The organism is Bradyrhizobium sp. IC3123 (assembly GCF_020193625.1).
In the GTDB taxonomy this organism is placed as follows: domain Bacteria; phylum Pseudomonadota; class Alphaproteobacteria; order Rhizobiales; family Xanthobacteraceae; genus Bradyrhizobium; species Bradyrhizobium yuanmingense.
Map to the genome: position 1 here is coordinate 270,265 of NZ_JADYVF010000005.1, position 16,254 is coordinate 286,518.

Sequence of the window (16,254 nt, forward strand, 5' to 3'; positions counted from 1 at the left end):
TAAACTCGACAAAGACAAGCCAACACCAAGCGTGCTATAAAGTCTAATCTTCGTTTCTAATCAATCTCGATAAATCTGATTTATCGATTTGGAAAATCCTTCCAATGCTGGACTTCAGGTCGATCGAGACATTCCTATGGGTCGTGAAGCTCGGCAGCTTTCGTGGCGCCGCGCAACGCCTCAACACCACCCAGCCGGCGATCTCCCAGCGCATCGCCCAGCTCGAGCGCGAGATGGGCGTGAAGCTCCTGAACCGCGATCATCGCATCGCCTCCCCGACCCCGAGCGGCCGACAGATGATGGTCTACGCGGAGAAGCTGATCGGCCTGCGCGCTGCGATGATGGCGGAGATCGGCGATGCTTCCGCGATGCGCGGCGTGATGCGGCTCGGCGTCGCCGAGACCATCGTGCACACTTGGCTGCCGCGGCTCGTCAAGAGCGTCAACGAGGTCTATCCGAACCTGTCGCTGGAGATCGAGGTCGATATCACGCCGAACCTCACCGCGCGCCTTCTCGCACAGGAGATCGAGCTCGCCTTCGTGGTCGGACCGCTGTCCGCCTCCGGCGTGCACAACCGCGTGCTCGCCGATTATCCGATCGGCTTCCTCGCAAGTCCGTCGCTCGGGCTCGGCAAGGGCCCGGTGACGCCGGCGGACCTCGCGCGGTTTCCGATCATCACCTTCCCGCGCAAGACCAAGCCCTACGAGGTCGTGCGCGAGGTGTTCGACCGGCCGGAGCTGCCGCCGATCCGCCTGCATGCGTCCGCTTCGCTGGCGACCGTTATCCACATGGCGGTCGAGGGCCTTGGCATCGCCGTGATCCCCGACGCCATCGTCGAGAACGAACTCGCCGACGGACGGCTGCAGCTGCTCGACACCGATCTTTCCATCGCGCCGCTGACCTTCACCGCGAGCTGGCTGGCCTCGCCTGATGTCGTCGCCGTGGAGCGCGTCGCCGAGCTTGCACGGCAAATTGCGCAGAGCAGCCTCGCGGTTGACGCGCCCGCACAGGCGCGTCATTGAAAAAGGCGCCGGACAAAAGAGAGAACGACCGCATGAGCCGAGCCGCGACCAACCTGCAAATCGATTCCGCCCGCCTGTGGGGCTCCATCCACGAGACCGCGCAATTCGGCGCGACGGCCAAAGGCGGCGTGCGGCGGCTGACGTTGAGCCGTGAAGACAAGCAGGTGCGCGATTGGTTCCGCAAGGCCTGCGAGGATGCCGGACTGGAAGTCCACGTCGACGCGCTCGGATCACAGTTCGGCCTGCGCAAGGGCCGCGACATGTCGAAGCTGCCCGTCGGCATCGGCTCGCACCTCGACACCCAGCCGACCGGCGGCAAGTATGACGGCATCCTGGGAACGCTCGGCGCGCTGGAGGTGATCCGCACGCTGAACGATGCCGGCATCGAGACCGAGGCGCCAATCTGCGTCGTGAACTGGACCAACGAGGAAGGCTCGCGCTTCGCACCGGCGATGATGGCTTCCGCCGCCTATGTCGGCGACTTCACCACAGACGACATTTTGTCGCGCAAGGACGCCGAGGGCACCACCGTCGGCCAGGCGCTCGACGGCATCGGCTATCGCGGCGACAAGCCGGTCGGCTTCCAGAAGCTCGGCTGCTTCGTCGAGCTGCACATCGAGCAGGGGCCGATCCTGGAAGCCGAAGGCAAGACCATCGGCGTGGTCGATTCCGGCCAGGGCGTGCTCTGGTACGACGGCAAGATCTCCGGCTTCGAGAGCCATGCGGGCTCCACGCCGATGCCGCTGCGGCGCGATGCGCTGGCGACCTTGTCCGAAATCGTGCTGGCGATGGAGTCGATTGCGAGGAAGCACGGACCGAACGCCGTCGGCACCATCGGCGAGGCCGTCATCGCCAATCCCTCGCGTAACGTCATTCCCGGCGAGATCGCCTTCACCATGGACTGCCGCAGTGCCGATGGCGCCATCATGGATGCGCTCGACCGCGATCTGCGGGCGGCAATCGCCGAGATCGCCGCGCGCCGCAAGGTCGAGGTCAAGATCGATCTGGTATGGCGCAAGCCGCCGACGCATTTCGATCCGAAGCTGATTGCTGCCGTCGAGAACGCCGCTAAGACGCTCGGCTATTCCTCGCGCCGCATCACCTCCGGCGCCGGCCACGACGCCTGCAACCTCAACACGATCATGCCGGCGGCGATGGTGTTCGTGCCCTGCAAGGACGGCATCAGCCACAACGAGCTGGAGGATGCGACGCAGGGCGACTGCGCCGCGGGCACCAACGTCCTCATGCATACCGTGCTGGCAGTCGCCGGCGTCGCATCCTGAGCGGAGAGAACCATGCGCGGAGTTTTCGTCGACGCCAATGAATCGCTGGCCGTGATCATGGAGCGGCTGGGGAAGCCTGGTGATCCCAAGGTGCGGATCAACAGGAATCCCGACATCACGCCCGAGCAATATCCTGATATTCTCGACGGCGCCGAGATCGCGATCGTCGACCACACCGCACTGCCGACCGAAGTCGCGAAGAAATGCACCGGGCTGAAGCACGTCGTGTTCCTCGGTACCGGCGCGCGCAGCTACATGAATCCGGAAGAGCTCGCCGAGCTCGGCATCTCCGTGCATCTGATCAAGGGCTACGGCGACACGGCGGTTGCGGAATCCGCGATCGCGCTGATGTGGGCGTCGGCCCGCGTCATTGCGATGATGGACCGCGAGATGCGCGCCGGGAACTGGCTGCGGGAGGACGGCATGCAGCTCACCGGCAAGACGCTCGGCCTGATCGGCTTCGGCGGCATCGCCGCGGAGGTCGCGCGCATCGCGTCCGGCAGCGGCATGAAGGTGATCGCCTGGAACCGTTCGCCGAAGAGCTATCCCGGGGTCGAATTTACCGATCTCGACAGCGTGCTGGCGAGAAGCGACGTGGTGTCGCTGCACCTGCTGCTCAACGACGAGACGCGCGGCATGATCACGCGCGAGAAGATCCTTGCTATGAAACGCGGCGTCATTCTCATCAACACCGCCCGCGCCGCTGTTGTCGACGAGGCCGCCATGATCGAGGCGCTGAAGTCCGGCCATATCCGCCACGCCGGCCTTGATGTCTTCAACATCGAGCCGCTGCCCGGCGATCATCCGCTGACGAAGCTGCCGAACGTGACGTTGTCGGCGCATTCGGCCTTCCGCACACCGGAGGCGAGCGAGAACCTGATTGAAGCGGCGTTGGTCCATTGCCGCCGGATCGTGAAGGGATAAGAGCAACAACAATGGCCGACTATCGCATCATCAAGGCAGAGTCGCTCACCAAGGCCATCCATGCCATCGTCAGGGCCGGCGGCTCCTCGGACCGCGAGGCCGAGCTCGTGGCCACCAATCTCGTCGAAGCCAATCTGAAGGGACACGACTCGCACGGCGTCGGCATGATTCCGCGCTACGTCCAGAGCGTCACCAATGGCGGCCTCGCCGTGAACTCGCACGTCAAGATCGTGCTCGACACCGGCCCGCTTCTCACCCTCGACGGCCTCACCGGCTACGGCCAGGTGATCGGCCATGAAGCGATGGAGCTCGCGGCCGAGCGCGCAAAGAAGAACGGTGTTTGCCTTGTCGGCCTCTCAAATTCGCATCACATCGGCCGCATCGGCCACTGGGCCGAGCAGTGCATCGACCACGGGCTGGTCTCGATCCACTTCGTCAACGTGATCTCGCGACCGATCGTGGCGCCCTGGGGCGGCAGCGACGCACGCCACGGCACCAATCCGTTCTGCGTCGGCATCCCGCGCGCCGGCAAGGATCCGATCGTGCTCGACTTCGCCACCAGCAGGATCGCGCAGGGCAAGACCCGTGTTGCCCATAACAAGGGCGTCGAGCTCGAGGTCGGCACCATCATTGATCACGAGGGCAAGCCCACGATCAATCCGCGCTACACCGTGATTCCGCCCTACGGTGCCATCCTCCCGTTCGGCGAGCACAAGGGCTCGGGCCTTGCGCTGGTGTGCGAGATCCTCGGCGGCGCGCTCTCCGGCGGCCAGGTGGTCAAGGGCTCGTCCGACGGCAAGCACAACGTCCTTAACGGCATGCTCTCGATCGTCATCGATCCGGGCAAGCTCGGCACCGGCGAGAACCTTGCACGCGAAGTTGAGAGCTTCGTGAGCTGGCACACCGGCTCGCCGCCTGCCCCCGGCGTCGACAAGGTCAGAATCGCGGGCGAGCCGGAGCGCGAGATCAAGAAGAAACGTCTCGCCGAGGGCATCCCGGTCGACCCAACCACCTGGCAGGAGATCCTGGATGCCGGGAAGAAGTTCGGGCTGGAACAGACGGCGATCGAGAAGATCGCGAGCTGATCGGAGCGAGGCGCGCTCCTCGGCGTCGCCTCGCGCCTCATGACCAATCGCGCAAGAGAGACTGGACGGCGGCGAAATGTCGACGTGCGCACGGCACGGGTTTGAACCGCCCCGCATGACCTTGCGACAATGCGGATATCCGATTGCATCCGCCCGAGGTTCGCATGCTCTCCCGTCTCGCAAAATTCGTGTCCGGCTCAAACCTTCCGTCACCCGGATCCGATCTCTACCGGCAACGGCTCGCCATCTACGAGAGCGAGCTTGGCGAGCCCGAGCGCACATTCACTGATAACGCAGAGCGCCGCATCGACATCCACGCCTTCGGCCGCGATTTCGTCCCGGTCTGCCAGGAGGGCTCCGACGAAGGCTATGTCCTTCTCACCAACGGCATGAGCGAGCAACGGATGCACGGCGTCCCCGGCGACGCGAAGCCCCGGGCCGAGCTGATGTGGTACGTGTGCGAGCCGACGCAGGACGTTTGCGCCAATCTGCGCTGGCTGGCCAATCTGCCGTTCATCGACACGACCTGGTTCGGCTTCGGCCATCGCGTCGCGCTTCCGTGGCCGCCGGTTGCAGGAACGGACTTCCAGACGTTCCTGTTGCTCACACCGATCATCGGCCCCGACAAGGAGATCGCCGAGGCGCTGGAGATTGCGGGCGATCCGGTGGAGATCCTGACCGTAAACCTGATCTCGCATCAGGAGCTCGGGCTGATCAAGTCCAGGGGGCTCGATCCGTTTCTCGATCTGCTCGACGAGAACGACTATCCGCCGATATTCGATCCGTCGCGGAAGTCGTATGTGTAGTCGTAGGCCAAAGCACTGCTGCCGTTCCCTTCTCCCCTTGTGGGAGAAGGTGGCATAGGCGGCCTTGGGCCGCCGTTCCTAAGAACGCCGAAGCGAAGCTTCGGCTATGGCGCCGGATGAGGGGTTCTCTCGGCGAACAATTTTACGGCTGATAGGTCTGCATCTGCGGAAACAGACCCCTCACCCGTCTTCGATGCTTCGCATCGAAGCCACCCTCTCCCACAAGGGGAGAGGGTGAAGCGGCGAACTAATCCACCATATCCGCGACCGCCTTGCCGCACGCCGTCGTGTCGGCATTGCCGCCGAGATCCTTGGTGCGCAGCGTGCGTTCGGCGAGCGTGCGCTCGATCGCCTCGACGATCGACTTGCCGGCTTCCTTCTCGCCGAGATGCTCGAACATCATCGCGCCGGACCAGATCATGCCGATCGGGTTGGCGATGCCCTGGCCTGCGATGTCGGGCGCCGAGCCGTGCACCGGCTCGAACACGGATGGGAAATCGCCCTCCGGGTTGATGTTGCCGGACGGAGCGATGCCGATGGTGCCGGTGCAGGCCGGGCCGAGATCGGAGAGGATGTCGCCGAACAGGTTGGAGCCGACCACGACGTCGAACCAGTCCGGATGCAGCACGAAGTTCGCGGTGAGAATGTCGATGTGGTACTTGTCCCACTTCACGCCTGGAAACTTCTTGGCCATCGCCTCCACGCGCTCGTCCCAATAGGGCATGGTGATCGAGATGCCGTTGGACTTGGTCGCCGAGGTCAGGTGCTTCTTGGGCCGCGACTGCGCGAGCTCGAAGGCGAATTTCAGGATGCGGTCGACGCCGGTACGGGTCATCACCGTCTGCTGCGTCACGAACTCGCGGTCGGTGTCCGGGAACATGCGGCCCCCGACCGAGGAATATTCGCCTTCGGTGTTCTCGCGCACCACCCAGAAATCGATATCGCCGGGCTTGCGACCCGCGAGCGGCGACGGCACGCCGGGCATCAACCGCACCGGGCGTAGGTTCACGTACTGGTCGAACTCGCGGCGGAACTTGATCAGCGAGCCCCACAGCGAGACGTGGTCCGGGATCTTGGCCGGCCAGCCGACCGCACCGAAATAGATCGCATCGTGCTTGCCGATCTTCTCCTTCCAATCGTCGGGCATCATCTGGCCGTGCTTCTCGTAATAGTCGTAAGACGAGAAGTCGAAATGGTCGAAATGCAGCGAGACGTTGTGCTTCTTCGCCGCCGCCTCCAAAACGCGCAGGCCCTCCGGCATCACCTCCTTGCCGATGCCGTCGCCGGGAATGACCGCGATCCGGTATTGTTTCTTGCTCATCGAGAACGTCCTTGGTTGGTCCGGCAGTCGCCGCCTTCTGACTGCACTGCAATGGACCAAACGCGGCGGCAGTGCAACGCTGCACTGCAATGTTGACCATGGCGCGGCCAAGCGCCTACTGATTTGATGCTGTTCCCACGAACGAGTATCCCCATGGATCTGCATCTGCGCGGCAAGCGCGTCCTGATCACCGGCGCGTCCAAGGGCATTGGCGCAGCCGCCGCCGAGGCCTTCGCCGAGGAAGGCGCGCATCTCCTCCTCGCGGCGCGTAGCGGCGATCAGCTCAAGGCGCTGGCCGACCGTTTGCGCGCCGCGCACCAGATCGACGCCACAACGAGCATCGTCGATCTGCGCAAGGAGGAGGACGTGGCCCGGCTGGCGAAGGAAGCCGCCGACATCGACGTGCTCGTCAACAATGCCGGCGACATCCCGGGCGGCTCGATCGACAAGATCGACGAGGCGACCTGGCGGCACGCCTGGGAACTGAAGGTGTTCGGCTATATCAACCTGACGCGCTACGTCTACGCTCAGATGAAAGCCAGGGGCGGCGGCGTCATCGTCAACGACATCGGCGCGGCCGGCGAGAAGTTCGACGCCAACTACATCTGCGGCAGCGCCGGCAATGCCGCGCTGATGGCGTTCACACGGGCGCTCGGCGGCAAGAGCCTGGGCGACAACATCCGCGTGGTCGGCATCAATCCCGGCCCCGTCGGCACCGACCGCCACGTCACCCTGCTCAAGACGCGGGCCAAGCACCAGTTCGGCGACGAGAGCCGCTACAAGGAATTCCAGAAGAGCCTGCCGCTCGGCCGTCCCGCGCATGCGCGCGAGATCGGCGACCTCATGGCGTTCCTGGCGTCGGATCGCGCCGGCTATACGTCGGGCGTGATCTACACCGTCGACGGCGGCATCAGCGCCGGGTGGGGTTAACTCTATTCTCGTCATTGCGAGCGCAGCGAAGCAATCCAGGAATCTTGCCGCAGTGACAGTCTGGATTGCTTCGCTGCGCTCGCAATGACGACACAACAAGCACGGGAGTAAGATAGTTGTCTCAAGACCTGATCCGCGAAACCGCCTGCACCGTCGTCGACAAGCTGCGCTCCGGCGACGTCTCGCCGCTCGAGCTCCTGGACGTGGTGGAGACGCGCATCCAGGAGGTCGACGGCAAGGTCAACGCGCTGCCGACGCTGTGCTTCGATCGCGCGCGGGAGAGTGCGAAGACACTGATGCAGAAGCCGGCCGGTGCGCGCGGGCTGCTCGCCGGGCTGCCGGTGCCGATCAAGGATCTGACCGACGTTGCGGGTGTGTTGAATACGCAGGGCTCGCCGATCTTCAAGGACAACATTCCCGCGAAGTCTGACCTCATGGTCGAGAACCTCGAGGCCAACGGCGCGGTCGTCTACGCCAAGTCGAACACGCCGGAGTTCGGGGCCGGTGCCAACACGTTCAACGAGGTGTTCGGCGCGACGCTCAATCCCTGGGACACGACGAAATCGGCCGCGGGCTCCTCCGGCGGCGCGGCGGTGGCGCTGGCAACCGGCATGGCCTGGCTCGCCCAAGGCTCCGACATGGGCGGATCCTTGCGCAGCCCCGCGGCCTTCTGCGGCGTCGTCGGCATGCGGCCTAGCATCGGCCGCGTCGCGCATACCCCAAAGTCCGGCATCGATCGCAATCTCGGCGTGGTCGGCCCGATGGCGCGCAACGTCGAGGATCTCGCGCTGCTGCTGGATGCCATGAGCGGCGACTATGCCGACGATCCGCTGTCGCTGCCGGCTCCCGCAACCTCGTTCCTGTCGGCGGCCCAGGCGGGCAAGCGGCCGAGGCGCATCGCCTATTCGCCCGATCTCGGCATCACCCCGGTCGATCCCGAAGTGAAGGCGATCACACGAAAGGCCGCCGAACGTTTCGCCGAAGCCGGCGCCATCGTCGAGGAGGCGCATCCGGACTGGCGCGAGGCGCATGAATGCTTCCACGCGCTGCGCGCCTTCGACTTTGCGATCACCAAGGCCAATCTGCTGCGCACCAAGCGCGACCTGCTCAAGCCCGAGGTGATCTGGAACATCGAGGAGGGTCTCAAGCTCACAGTCGAGCAGCTCGCGCGCGCCGAGGCGCAGCGCGTCGGCATGACGGCGCGGGCAGTCGAGTTCTTCAAGAGCTACGATCTGTTGCTGACGCCGACCACGATCGTTCCGCCCTTCCCGATCGAGCATCGCTATGTCGCCGAATGCGCCGGCAAGAGGTTCGACAATTACGTCGAGTGGCTCGGCATCGTCTACGCCATCACGCTGGCCTGCTGCCCGTCTCTCTCCCTGCCCTGCGGCTTCACGGCCTCGGGCCTGCCGGTCGGCGTGCAGGTGGTCGGCGCGCCGCGCGCCGACGCGCAGGTGATCGCCGGAGCGAAGGTGCTGGAGGATATTCTGGGCCTGCGCGGTACGACGCCGATCGATCCGAAGGTGAAGGACTAGCCTCACTCTCGTGTCCCGGACAAGGGGCAGCGCGCCAGCGCTGCGTCGCAGAGCCGGGACACGAGACCTCACCTCCCGCTGGCCGCCTCCAGGCTGGGACGGTTGCTCGGTTCGCTATTTGGCGATCGGGCAGGAGCCGGGATTAGCGCAGCGAGGAGGCGTCGATCGCGTGGTGCCGGTCGCCTCCTCGGAGCTCGGGCCCACCGCCCCGTTCAGAATGACCGAGACACGCCATCGATATGTTGTTTGCGGCGTCAGACCGGAATCCCCAAAGCTCGCGCCTGTCACGTCGCCAACCGATTGGAACGCACCATCGGGTCCCGCACGCGAAACCCGGTAGGTTGTTCCGTCGTCTCCTGGAGACCAGGCCAGGTCAGCGCCGCTATCCGACGTATCGATCACCGTGAGCGACTGCGGCGCCGATAGCGAGGGCGCGGTCGCGCCGGCGGGCGCCGCGGCAGCGGCCGTGAGCGCATCCAGCATCGCCTTGATCGCCTTGATTTGCGATCCGGACTTCGTCACGTAGCTATCCTGATGGTTGACGTAACTCCACCAATCCCAACAGGCCTGCGGATTGCTTGGCCAGTATGGGCTGGTCTTGGTCTGCGGATAGAGAATGATCATGCGGTTCGTGTCCGCCCACTCATTGTAGCCGGCCTCATCCACGAATTTGCGTCCGATATCGGCGACGTCCTGCTTGCATCCGTGGAGCGCGACGTGGACTCGACACGGACTGCCCTGCTCGCAATCCCTGGGTACGAACACATAGCCGGTATCGCCCATGCTCAACGCGTCGGGCAGATGCGGCGTGGTATAGATCGATTGATCAAAGCTCTTCACCGAACCTGCAAGCTGCGCGGCATTGGGCGGATTCAGGCGGCCGTAAATATGCTGCAGGATGACGCCGGCCTGGTCATAGCCGCATTGGTCGATATAGGGCGCCGTGTTGGCCTTGCACTCGTTGAGCCCGGGTGCGCCCTGCTTCGCCACGACGAACGAGTGGCCCGCGCCGAGCGTGGCCTGATAGAACAAGTTGCCGCGATTGGCATCCCGCAGATAATGGCGATAGAAATCGGCGGCCGCATCGGTCGCGGCCTTGTCGACGATCGCGTCATTGTAGCCGTGAAAGAGATAGATCTTCTGCCTGCCTACATTGCTGAGAGGGTCGATCTCGCCCGCTGCGGCCTTCGCGTCGGCCTTTGCCGTAAAATCCTTCGGATTCAGATCCGACGCCGGCCCTTTCATGCATGCACCCGTGGCCCGCCGGATCGGCCCCCAGTACCAGGTGACGGCGTCGAACGCGTCCGCCTTTGCGCACCAGTAAGGGCCGCCCGCGACCACACCGACGCCCTTGATCACCGACGACCATGCCGTGCCGAACTGAACGGCCATGAACGCGCCCGACGAAATTCCCGAAATCGAACTCTCACCGATCGGCGCGCGATAGCGCCGCAACCCCTCCGCGGCGCACGATGACACGCCGAGAGCGGTTGTGAAGATCAGGACGCAAATCTGGGCGGCGGTGAATTGCCGCAAAACGGCCACGCGCATGACAGCCTCGCCAAGTCGACCGCAGGAGCAACCTCTGGTATTAGAGATCAAGATCGGAAATCGGCGCAAGCGCAAACAAGCGGCACCAAACGAGAAACCGTCACTTCGGCGTTGTCGGCGCCTCCAGGCTCCGGCTGTAGCGCGACATCGCGAAACAGAAGACGAAGTAGATCGCGGCCACGAAGATGTAGACCTCGACCGAAAACTGCTGCCAGGCGGGATCGATGATCGCGGTCTTCGCCGTCGTCAGCAGGTCGAAGATGCCGATGATCAGCACCAGGCTGGTGTCCTTGAAGAAGGCGATGAAGGTGTTGACCAGCGGCGGGATGACGTGACGGATAGCCTGCGGCAGGATGATCAGCCGGTGCTTGCGCCAGTAGGACAGGCCGAGCGCGTCGGCGGCTTCATATTGCCCGCGCGGCACGGCCTGAAGCCCGCCGCGGATCACTTCGGCGAGGTAAGCACCGGCGAACAGGATGATCGCGATCTGTGCGCGCAGCAGCTTGTCGATGTTGAATCCGGCCGGCATGAATAGCGGAAACATCACGCTCGCCATGAACAGCAGGCTCACCAGCGGCACGCCGCGGATCAGCTCGACATAGAGCACGCTGAGCGAGCGGATCGCCGGCAGCGTCGAGCGCCGCCCGAGCGCGACCAGGATACCGAGCGGAAAGCCGACAGCGAGGCCGAACGTCGCCAGGATCAGCGTCACGGGCAAGCCGCCCCAGCGGTCCTGCGAGACGAAGGACAGGCCGAGCACGCCGCCCCACATCAGCACGCTGATCAGCGCCAGTGCACCGATCCAGAGATAGACCAGCTCGCGCCGCCACAGCGCGCGGCGGGTCGAGAGGTAGTACAGTGCGATGAACAGCACGACCGACAGTGCCGGCCGCCACTGCTCGTCGAACGGATAGGTGCCGAACAGGATGAAGCGATACTTCTCGGGGACGATGGCCCAGCAGGCGCCGAGGCCACGCGCGGCGCGACAGGCGCTGGAATCGTTGGTGGGCGTCAGCCAGACCGCATTGGCGATGCCCCATTGCACGGAGCTGAAAATGCCCTTGGCGAGCAGCACCATTAGCAGGACGGTGATGATCCCATTCGGGATCGAGGAGAACAGGTTCTTGCGCAGCCAGTGCAGCACCGGATTGCCCAGCTGCGGTCGGCGAGCGGCCCGGGGTGCATCGGGGATGTCCGTGATCGCGGTCATGATTAGCGCTCCACCAGCGCGATGCGCGCATTGTACCAGTTCATGAAGAAGCTGATCGAAAGGCTGATGGTCAGGAACACCGCCATGATCAGCGCGATGGCTTCGATGGCCTGTCCGGTCTGGTTCAGCGTTGTGTTGGCGATCGAGACCACGTCCTGGTAGCCGATCGCGACCGCGAGCGAGGAGTTCTTGGTCAGGTTGAGATACTGGCTCGTCATCGGCGGCACGATGACGCGCAGCGCCTGCGGCAGGATGATCTGCCGCAGCATGAAGCTGCGACGCAGGCCGAGTGCGTTGGCGGCATCCCATTGCCCGCGTGGCACCGACTGGATGCCGCTGCGCACGATCTCGGCGATGAAGGCGGAGGTGTAGGTCACCAGTGCGATCAGCAGCGCGAAATATTCCGGCGCGAGCGTCAGCCCGCCGACGAAATTGAAGCCGCGCAGCTGCGGCCACTCGACCGTCCAGGACACGCCGAGCACCAGCGAGACCGCCGCCGGCACCACGACGATGAGGCCGAGCGCAGACGGCCAGGCCGGCCGCGGCTTGCCGTCGCGCATCTGCTGTGCGACCAACCAGCGACGGAAGAGGAAGAACACCGCACAGCCCAGCACCGCGGTGCCGAGCACCGTGAGCTGCGGCGGACCGAACGGGATCGCAGGCAGGATCAGGCCGCGATTGGACAGGAATATGCCCTCGACGGGCCGCCAGGCGGCACGTGCAGCCGGCAGCGCCTGCATCAGCACGTACCAGAACAGTAGCTGGAGCAGCAGCGGGATGTCGCGGAGCGTTTCGACGTAGACGGCCGCAAGCCGCGACAGCAGCCAGTTGGCCGACAGCCTGGAGATCCCGATCAGGGTGCCCAGGATCGTCGCGAGCACGATACCGATCACGGCGACGCGCAAGGTGTTGGCGAGCCCGACGACGAAGGCCCAGAGATAGGTATCCCCAGGATTGTGGGCGAGCAGGCTGTCGGCAATCGGCATGCCGGCCTCGCGGCCGAGAAAGGCGAAGCCGGTCGTAATGCGGCGGGCCGACAGATTGGTGACGGTGTTGGACCAGAGGAAGGCGATCACTGCGATCGCGATGCCGACCACCAGGACCTGCCAGAACAGGCCCATCAATTGGTTGCGGCCGAGCACGAAGCGGCGGCGCGGCGGCGGCCTGGGATGATCGGCGGTCACAGCACAACAATCCTTCGTCGAATGCAGCGATTTCCGGCGCGCACGTCAACTGTTGCATCGAACTCAGATTCATGCAACAAATGTTTCATGGCCGAGCCCGCGAAATTCTCGCCCTTGAGCGAACTGCGCATCGCGTTGCCGTCGCTCCCCCTGCGCTTACAGGAGGTCGGCCGTTTCGTCGCCGCCAACGACTACGATGCCACCACCCGCTCGATGCGCGATCTCGCGGCGGAAGCCGGTGCCGATCCCGCCGCGTTCACGCGGCTTGCGAAAGCGATCGGCTATTCCGGATGGGACGAGCTGCGTGCGGCGCTGACCGAGGCGCGGCGGCCGTCCCAGACCGCGCCCTTCTCCGGCCGCACAAGAGGCCGCCGTCACGGGCCGAACGCCGATGTTACGCTCATCCTCGACAAGCTCGAGGCCGAGGCCGCCGGCCTTCCGCGCATCCCGGCACAGCCGATCGCGGAAGCGGCGCGCGCGCTGCATGAGTCCAAGCGGATCTGGATCGCGGGCTATCGCAGCTGCCGCAGCGTCGCGGAACTCCTGAACTACGAGCTGCGCCTGTTCCGGCCCGAACAGGTGCAGCTCGTCGGCACGTCCGGGCCCGACGACCTCGATCTCGGCGCGTTCCGGCCAAGCGAAGCCGTCATCGTCATCGGCTTCCTGCCTTACACGCATGCGAGCGTCCGCGTCGCGCAGGCCGCGCATCGCAGCGGCGCGACGCTGATCGCGATTGCGGACAGCCTGTCGGCACCGATGGCCGAAGGCGCCGACCATGTGCTGCTGTTCGAGGCAGCCTCCTCGCCCGGCTTTTTCCCCAGTCTCACGGGCGCGATCGCGATCGCGCAGTCGCTCGCGGCGGTCACGTTCTCGCTCGGCGGCGCCGCCGCGAAGAAGCGGCTGGAAAACACCGAGGCGCGGCTCACTGCTGCCTCCACCTACGTCCCGGAGAAAGGTTGACCCATGAGCACTCGCACCAGCCGCGTGCTGCATCGCTCGCTGCGCGAAACCCCGCCAAAGGCGATCGGCGGCGAGGGCGTTTATCTCTTCGCCGAGGACGGACGTCGCATCATCGATGCCTCCGGCGGGGCGGCGGTCTCCTGCCTCGGCCACCAGCATCCGCGCGTGATCGCGGCGATGGCCAAGCAGGCGTCCACCCTCGCCTATGCGCATACGGCTTTCTTCTCCTCCGAGCCGGCGGAAGCACTTGCTGAAATACTGGTCGGACACGAGCCCGGCGGGCTCGCCTACGCCTATTTCGTCAGCGGCGGATCGGAGGCAATCGAAGCCAGCATCAAGCTGGCGCGGCAATATTTCATCGAGCGCGGCGAGCCGCAGCGGCAGCACTTCATCGCGCGGCGGCAGAGCTATCACGGCAACACCCTCGGCGCGCTCGCCGCCGGCGGCAATGCCTGGCGTCGCGCGCCATATGCGCCGCTGCTCTCGACCGCTTTCAGCCACGTCACGCCGGCCTTCGCCTATCGCGAGAAGCGCGAGGCCGAGTCGGATGCGCAGTTCGTCGCGCGTCTCGCCGCCGAGCTCGAAGCCGAGTTCCAGCGGCTCGGCCCCGACACCGTCGCCGCCTTCCTCGCCGAGCCCGTCGTCGGCGCCACCGCCGGCGCCGTGGCCGCCCCGGACGGCTACTTCAAAGCGATGCGCGAGATCTGCGACCGTCACGGTGCGCTGCTCATTCTCGACGAGGTCATGTGCGGCATGGGCCGCACCGGCACGATGCATGCGTGGGAGCAAGAAGGTGTCGCCCCCGACATCCAGGCGATCGCAAAGGGGCTCGGCGGCGGCTATCAGCCGATCGGTGCGATGCTGGCAAGCGGCAAGATCATCGACACGATCCGCTCGGGTTCGGGCGCGTTCCAGCACGGCCACACTTATCTGGCGCATCCCCTCGCCTGCGCTGCGGCGCTCGCGGTGCAGGATGTGATCCGCGAGGATGGCCTGCTCGACCGCGTGAAGGAGCGCGGCAAGCAGCTCGAGCAGCGCCTGACCCAACGCTTCGGCAATCATCGCCATGTCGGCGACATCAGGGGCCGCGGCCTGTTCTGGGCGATCGAGCTGGTTGCCGATCGCGCTAGCCGCACCTCGTTCGATCCGGCCCTCAAGCTGCACCAGAAGATCAAGGCGGAGGCCTTTGCCGGTGGCCTCGGCTGCTATCCTAGCGGCGGTACCGTCGATGGCGTGCGCGGCGACCACGTGCTGCTGGCACCGCCCTATATCGCCTCGGCGGACGAAATCGACCTGATCGTCGACAAGCTGGGCACGGCCGTCGACAGCGTGTTGCGTAGTGTCAATCAGTGAGGGGAGAGTAGTATGAGGAAAGTGGTTATCGCAGCGGGCCTGCTCGCGGCATCGACGGTGATCGCAGCGGCCGCGACGCTCGATACGGTGAAGAGCCGCGGCACGCTGGTGTGTGGCGTCAGTGCCGGTTTTGCCGGCTTCTCGGCGCCGGACTCGCAAGGCAATTACAGGGGTCTCGACGTCGATTATTGCCGCGCGCTGGCGGCCGGCGTGCTGGGCGATCCTACCAAGGTGCGCTACGTCTCGCTGACGGCTCAGAACCGCTTCACCGCCCTGCAATCGGGCGAGATCGACGTGCTCTATCGCAACTCGACGCAGACCTATTTGCGCGGCGCGACGCTGGGCCTGCGGCAGGGTCCGATCAACTTCTACGACGGCCAGGGTTTTGTCGTGAAGAAGGACCTCGGCGTCAAGGAGCTGAAGGACCTCAAGGGCGCCACCGTCTGCGTCGCGCAGGGCACCACGCACGAGGTCACGCTCGGCGATTACGGCCGCGCCAACGGCATCGACTGGAAGCCCCTGGTGTTCGACCGCGTCGACACCATGTACCAGACCTTCTTCGGCGGCCGCTGCGATGCGATGACCCAGGACGCTTCGGCCCTCGCCGGCGCGGTGACCACGGCCGCGCCGAACGCAGCCGACTACATTGTGCTGCCGCAGACCATCAGTAAGGAGCCGCTCGGACCCTTCACCCGCAACGGCGACGAGGTCTGGAGCGACATCATCACCTGGCTGCATTACGGCCTGATCGAGGCCGAGGAGCTCGGCGTCACGCAAGCCAATGTCGAGGAGATGACGAAGTCGCAAACGCCTGCGATCCAGCGGCTGCTGGGGGCCAGCGGCGACCTCGGCTCGCGGCTCGGGCTCGACAACAAATGGCTGGTCAAGGCGATCAAGGTCGGCGGCAATTACGGCGAGATTTTCGAGCGCAATATCGGCAAGGCGAGCCCGCTCAAGCTCGATCGCGGCCTCAACGGTCTCTGGAGCAAAGGCGGCTTGATGTACGCCATTCCGTTCAAGTAAGGGAGTTCACCTCTCCCCGCTTGCGGGGAGAGGTCGGATTGCGCAGCAACCCGGGTGAGGGGGAGTT

14 protein-coding genes are annotated in these 16,254 nt (G+C 65.1%); 10 read left to right on the plus strand and 4 right to left on the minus strand.

What is annotated here, in order from left to right; genetic code table 11:
* The first annotated feature begins 104 nt into the window (after positions 1–104).
* The 5 genes from I6F20_RS18810 (at position 105) to I6F20_RS18830 (ending at position 5,120) form a co-directional block, all read left to right on the plus strand.
* On the plus strand, positions 105–1,022 hold the full coding sequence (locus I6F20_RS18810; protein WP_036004923.1) for a LysR family transcriptional regulator: 918 nt from the start codon (positions 105–107) through the stop codon (positions 1,020–1,022).
* Positions 1,023–1,054: 32 nt separating this feature from the next.
* On the plus strand, positions 1,055–2,305 hold the full coding sequence (locus tag I6F20_RS18815) for a Zn-dependent hydrolase (RefSeq protein WP_225127336.1): 1,251 nt from the start codon (positions 1,055–1,057) through the stop codon (positions 2,303–2,305).
* A gap of 12 nt (positions 2,306–2,317) precedes the next feature.
* Entirely contained in the window at positions 2,318–3,229 is a 912-nt protein-coding gene (locus I6F20_RS18820) for an NAD(P)-dependent oxidoreductase (RefSeq protein WP_036004881.1), read from the plus strand.
* An 11-nt stretch (positions 3,230–3,240) separates the two neighbouring features.
* Positions 3,241–4,314 carry a malate/lactate/ureidoglycolate dehydrogenase gene (locus I6F20_RS18825; RefSeq protein ID WP_109144483.1) on the plus strand — a complete coding sequence of 358 codons (1,074 nt, stop codon included), beginning with the start codon at positions 3,241–3,243 and terminating at the stop codon, positions 4,312–4,314.
* A 164-nt stretch (positions 4,315–4,478) separates the two neighbouring features.
* Positions 4,479–5,120: a suppressor of fused domain protein gene (locus I6F20_RS18830; RefSeq protein WP_225127338.1), complete on the plus strand. Its 642-nt coding sequence runs from the start codon at positions 4,479–4,481 to the stop codon at positions 5,118–5,120.
* A 247-nt stretch (positions 5,121–5,367) separates the two neighbouring features.
* Here I6F20_RS18830 and I6F20_RS18835 read toward each other — a convergent pair whose 3' ends face one another.
* Positions 5,368–6,441, minus strand: coding sequence for a tartrate dehydrogenase (locus I6F20_RS18835; RefSeq protein WP_036004872.1), 1,074 nt, complete (start codon positions 6,439–6,441; stop codon positions 5,368–5,370).
* 153 nt (positions 6,442–6,594) lie between these two features.
* Here I6F20_RS18835 and I6F20_RS18840 point away from each other — a divergent pair, with 153 nt between their 5' ends.
* Positions 6,595–7,371 carry an SDR family oxidoreductase gene (locus I6F20_RS18840; protein WP_036004871.1) on the plus strand — a complete coding sequence of 259 codons (777 nt, stop codon included), beginning with the start codon at positions 6,595–6,597 and terminating at the stop codon, positions 7,369–7,371.
* Between the two features lie 116 nt (positions 7,372–7,487).
* Positions 7,488–8,906 (plus strand): amidase, encoded by a 1,419-nt coding sequence (locus I6F20_RS18845; RefSeq protein ID WP_225127340.1) that lies wholly within the window; start codon positions 7,488–7,490, stop codon positions 8,904–8,906.
* Positions 8,907–9,020: 114 nt separating this feature from the next.
* On the opposite strand, the gene I6F20_RS18850 is transcribed toward I6F20_RS18845, so the two are convergent.
* From I6F20_RS18850 to I6F20_RS18860, 3 genes are all read right to left on the minus strand, one after another.
* The gene (locus I6F20_RS18850) at positions 9,021–10,457 is read right to left on the minus strand and encodes an extracellular catalytic domain type 2 short-chain-length polyhydroxyalkanoate depolymerase (protein ID WP_225174842.1); all 1,437 of its coding nucleotides are present in this window, start codon (positions 10,455–10,457) and stop codon (positions 9,021–9,023) included.
* A 100-nt stretch (positions 10,458–10,557) separates the two neighbouring features.
* The gene (locus I6F20_RS18855) at positions 10,558–11,667 is read right to left on the minus strand and encodes an amino acid ABC transporter permease (RefSeq protein WP_225127344.1); all 1,110 of its coding nucleotides are present in this window, start codon (positions 11,665–11,667) and stop codon (positions 10,558–10,560) included.
* A gap of 2 nt (positions 11,668–11,669) precedes the next feature.
* Positions 11,670–12,851 (minus strand): amino acid ABC transporter permease, encoded by a 1,182-nt coding sequence (locus I6F20_RS18860; RefSeq protein WP_225127347.1) that lies wholly within the window; start codon positions 12,849–12,851, stop codon positions 11,670–11,672.
* An 87-nt stretch (positions 12,852–12,938) separates the two neighbouring features.
* On the opposite strand from I6F20_RS18860, the gene I6F20_RS18865 reads away from it, so the two are divergent.
* Genes I6F20_RS18865 through I6F20_RS18875 form a run of 3 tightly spaced genes read left to right on the plus strand, consistent with a single transcriptional unit; the run spans position 12,939 to position 16,187 of the window.
* The gene (locus I6F20_RS18865; protein WP_225127349.1) at positions 12,939–13,811 is read left to right on the plus strand and encodes a MurR/RpiR family transcriptional regulator; all 873 of its coding nucleotides are present in this window, start codon (positions 12,939–12,941) and stop codon (positions 13,809–13,811) included.
* A 3-nt stretch (positions 13,812–13,814) separates the two neighbouring features.
* Positions 13,815–15,164 carry an aspartate aminotransferase family protein gene (locus I6F20_RS18870; RefSeq protein ID WP_225127351.1) on the plus strand — a complete coding sequence of 450 codons (1,350 nt, stop codon included), beginning with the start codon at positions 13,815–13,817 and terminating at the stop codon, positions 15,162–15,164.
* A 12-nt stretch (positions 15,165–15,176) separates the two neighbouring features.
* Positions 15,177–16,187, plus strand: a complete 1,011-nt coding sequence (locus I6F20_RS18875; RefSeq protein ID WP_225127352.1) for an amino acid ABC transporter substrate-binding protein — start codon at positions 15,177–15,179, stop codon at positions 16,185–16,187.
* Positions 16,188–16,254: the final 67 nt, after the last annotated feature.

Excerpts from the sequence above, each read along its gene's own strand:
- I6F20_RS18810 (WP_036004923.1), top strand. The coding sequence starts at position 105 with ATGCTGGACTTCAGGTCGATCGAGACATTCCTATGGGTCGTGAAGCTC.
- I6F20_RS18815 (WP_225127336.1), top strand. The coding sequence starts at position 1,055 with ATGAGCCGAGCCGCGACCAACCTGCAAATCGATTCCGCCCGCCTGTGG.
- I6F20_RS18820 (WP_036004881.1), top strand. The coding sequence starts at position 2,318 with ATGCGCGGAGTTTTCGTCGACGCCAATGAATCGCTGGCCGTGATCATG.
- I6F20_RS18825 (WP_109144483.1), top strand. The coding sequence starts at position 3,241 with ATGGCCGACTATCGCATCATCAAGGCAGAGTCGCTCACCAAGGCCATC.
- I6F20_RS18830 (WP_225127338.1), top strand. The coding sequence starts at position 4,479 with ATGCTCTCCCGTCTCGCAAAATTCGTGTCCGGCTCAAACCTTCCGTCA.
- I6F20_RS18835 (WP_036004872.1), bottom strand. The coding sequence starts at position 6,441 with ATGAGCAAGAAACAATACCGGATCGCGGTCATTCCCGGCGACGGCATC.
- I6F20_RS18840 (WP_036004871.1), top strand. The coding sequence starts at position 6,595 with ATGGATCTGCATCTGCGCGGCAAGCGCGTCCTGATCACCGGCGCGTCC.
- I6F20_RS18850 (WP_225174842.1), bottom strand. The coding sequence starts at position 10,457 with ATGCGCGTGGCCGTTTTGCGGCAATTCACCGCCGCCCAGATTTGCGTC.
- I6F20_RS18855 (WP_225127344.1), bottom strand. The coding sequence starts at position 11,667 with ATGACCGCGATCACGGACATCCCCGATGCACCCCGGGCCGCTCGCCGA.
- I6F20_RS18865 (WP_225127349.1), top strand. The coding sequence starts at position 12,939 with ATGGCCGAGCCCGCGAAATTCTCGCCCTTGAGCGAACTGCGCATCGCG.
- I6F20_RS18870 (WP_225127351.1), top strand. The coding sequence starts at position 13,815 with ATGAGCACTCGCACCAGCCGCGTGCTGCATCGCTCGCTGCGCGAAACC.
- I6F20_RS18875 (WP_225127352.1), top strand. The coding sequence starts at position 15,177 with ATGAGGAAAGTGGTTATCGCAGCGGGCCTGCTCGCGGCATCGACGGTG.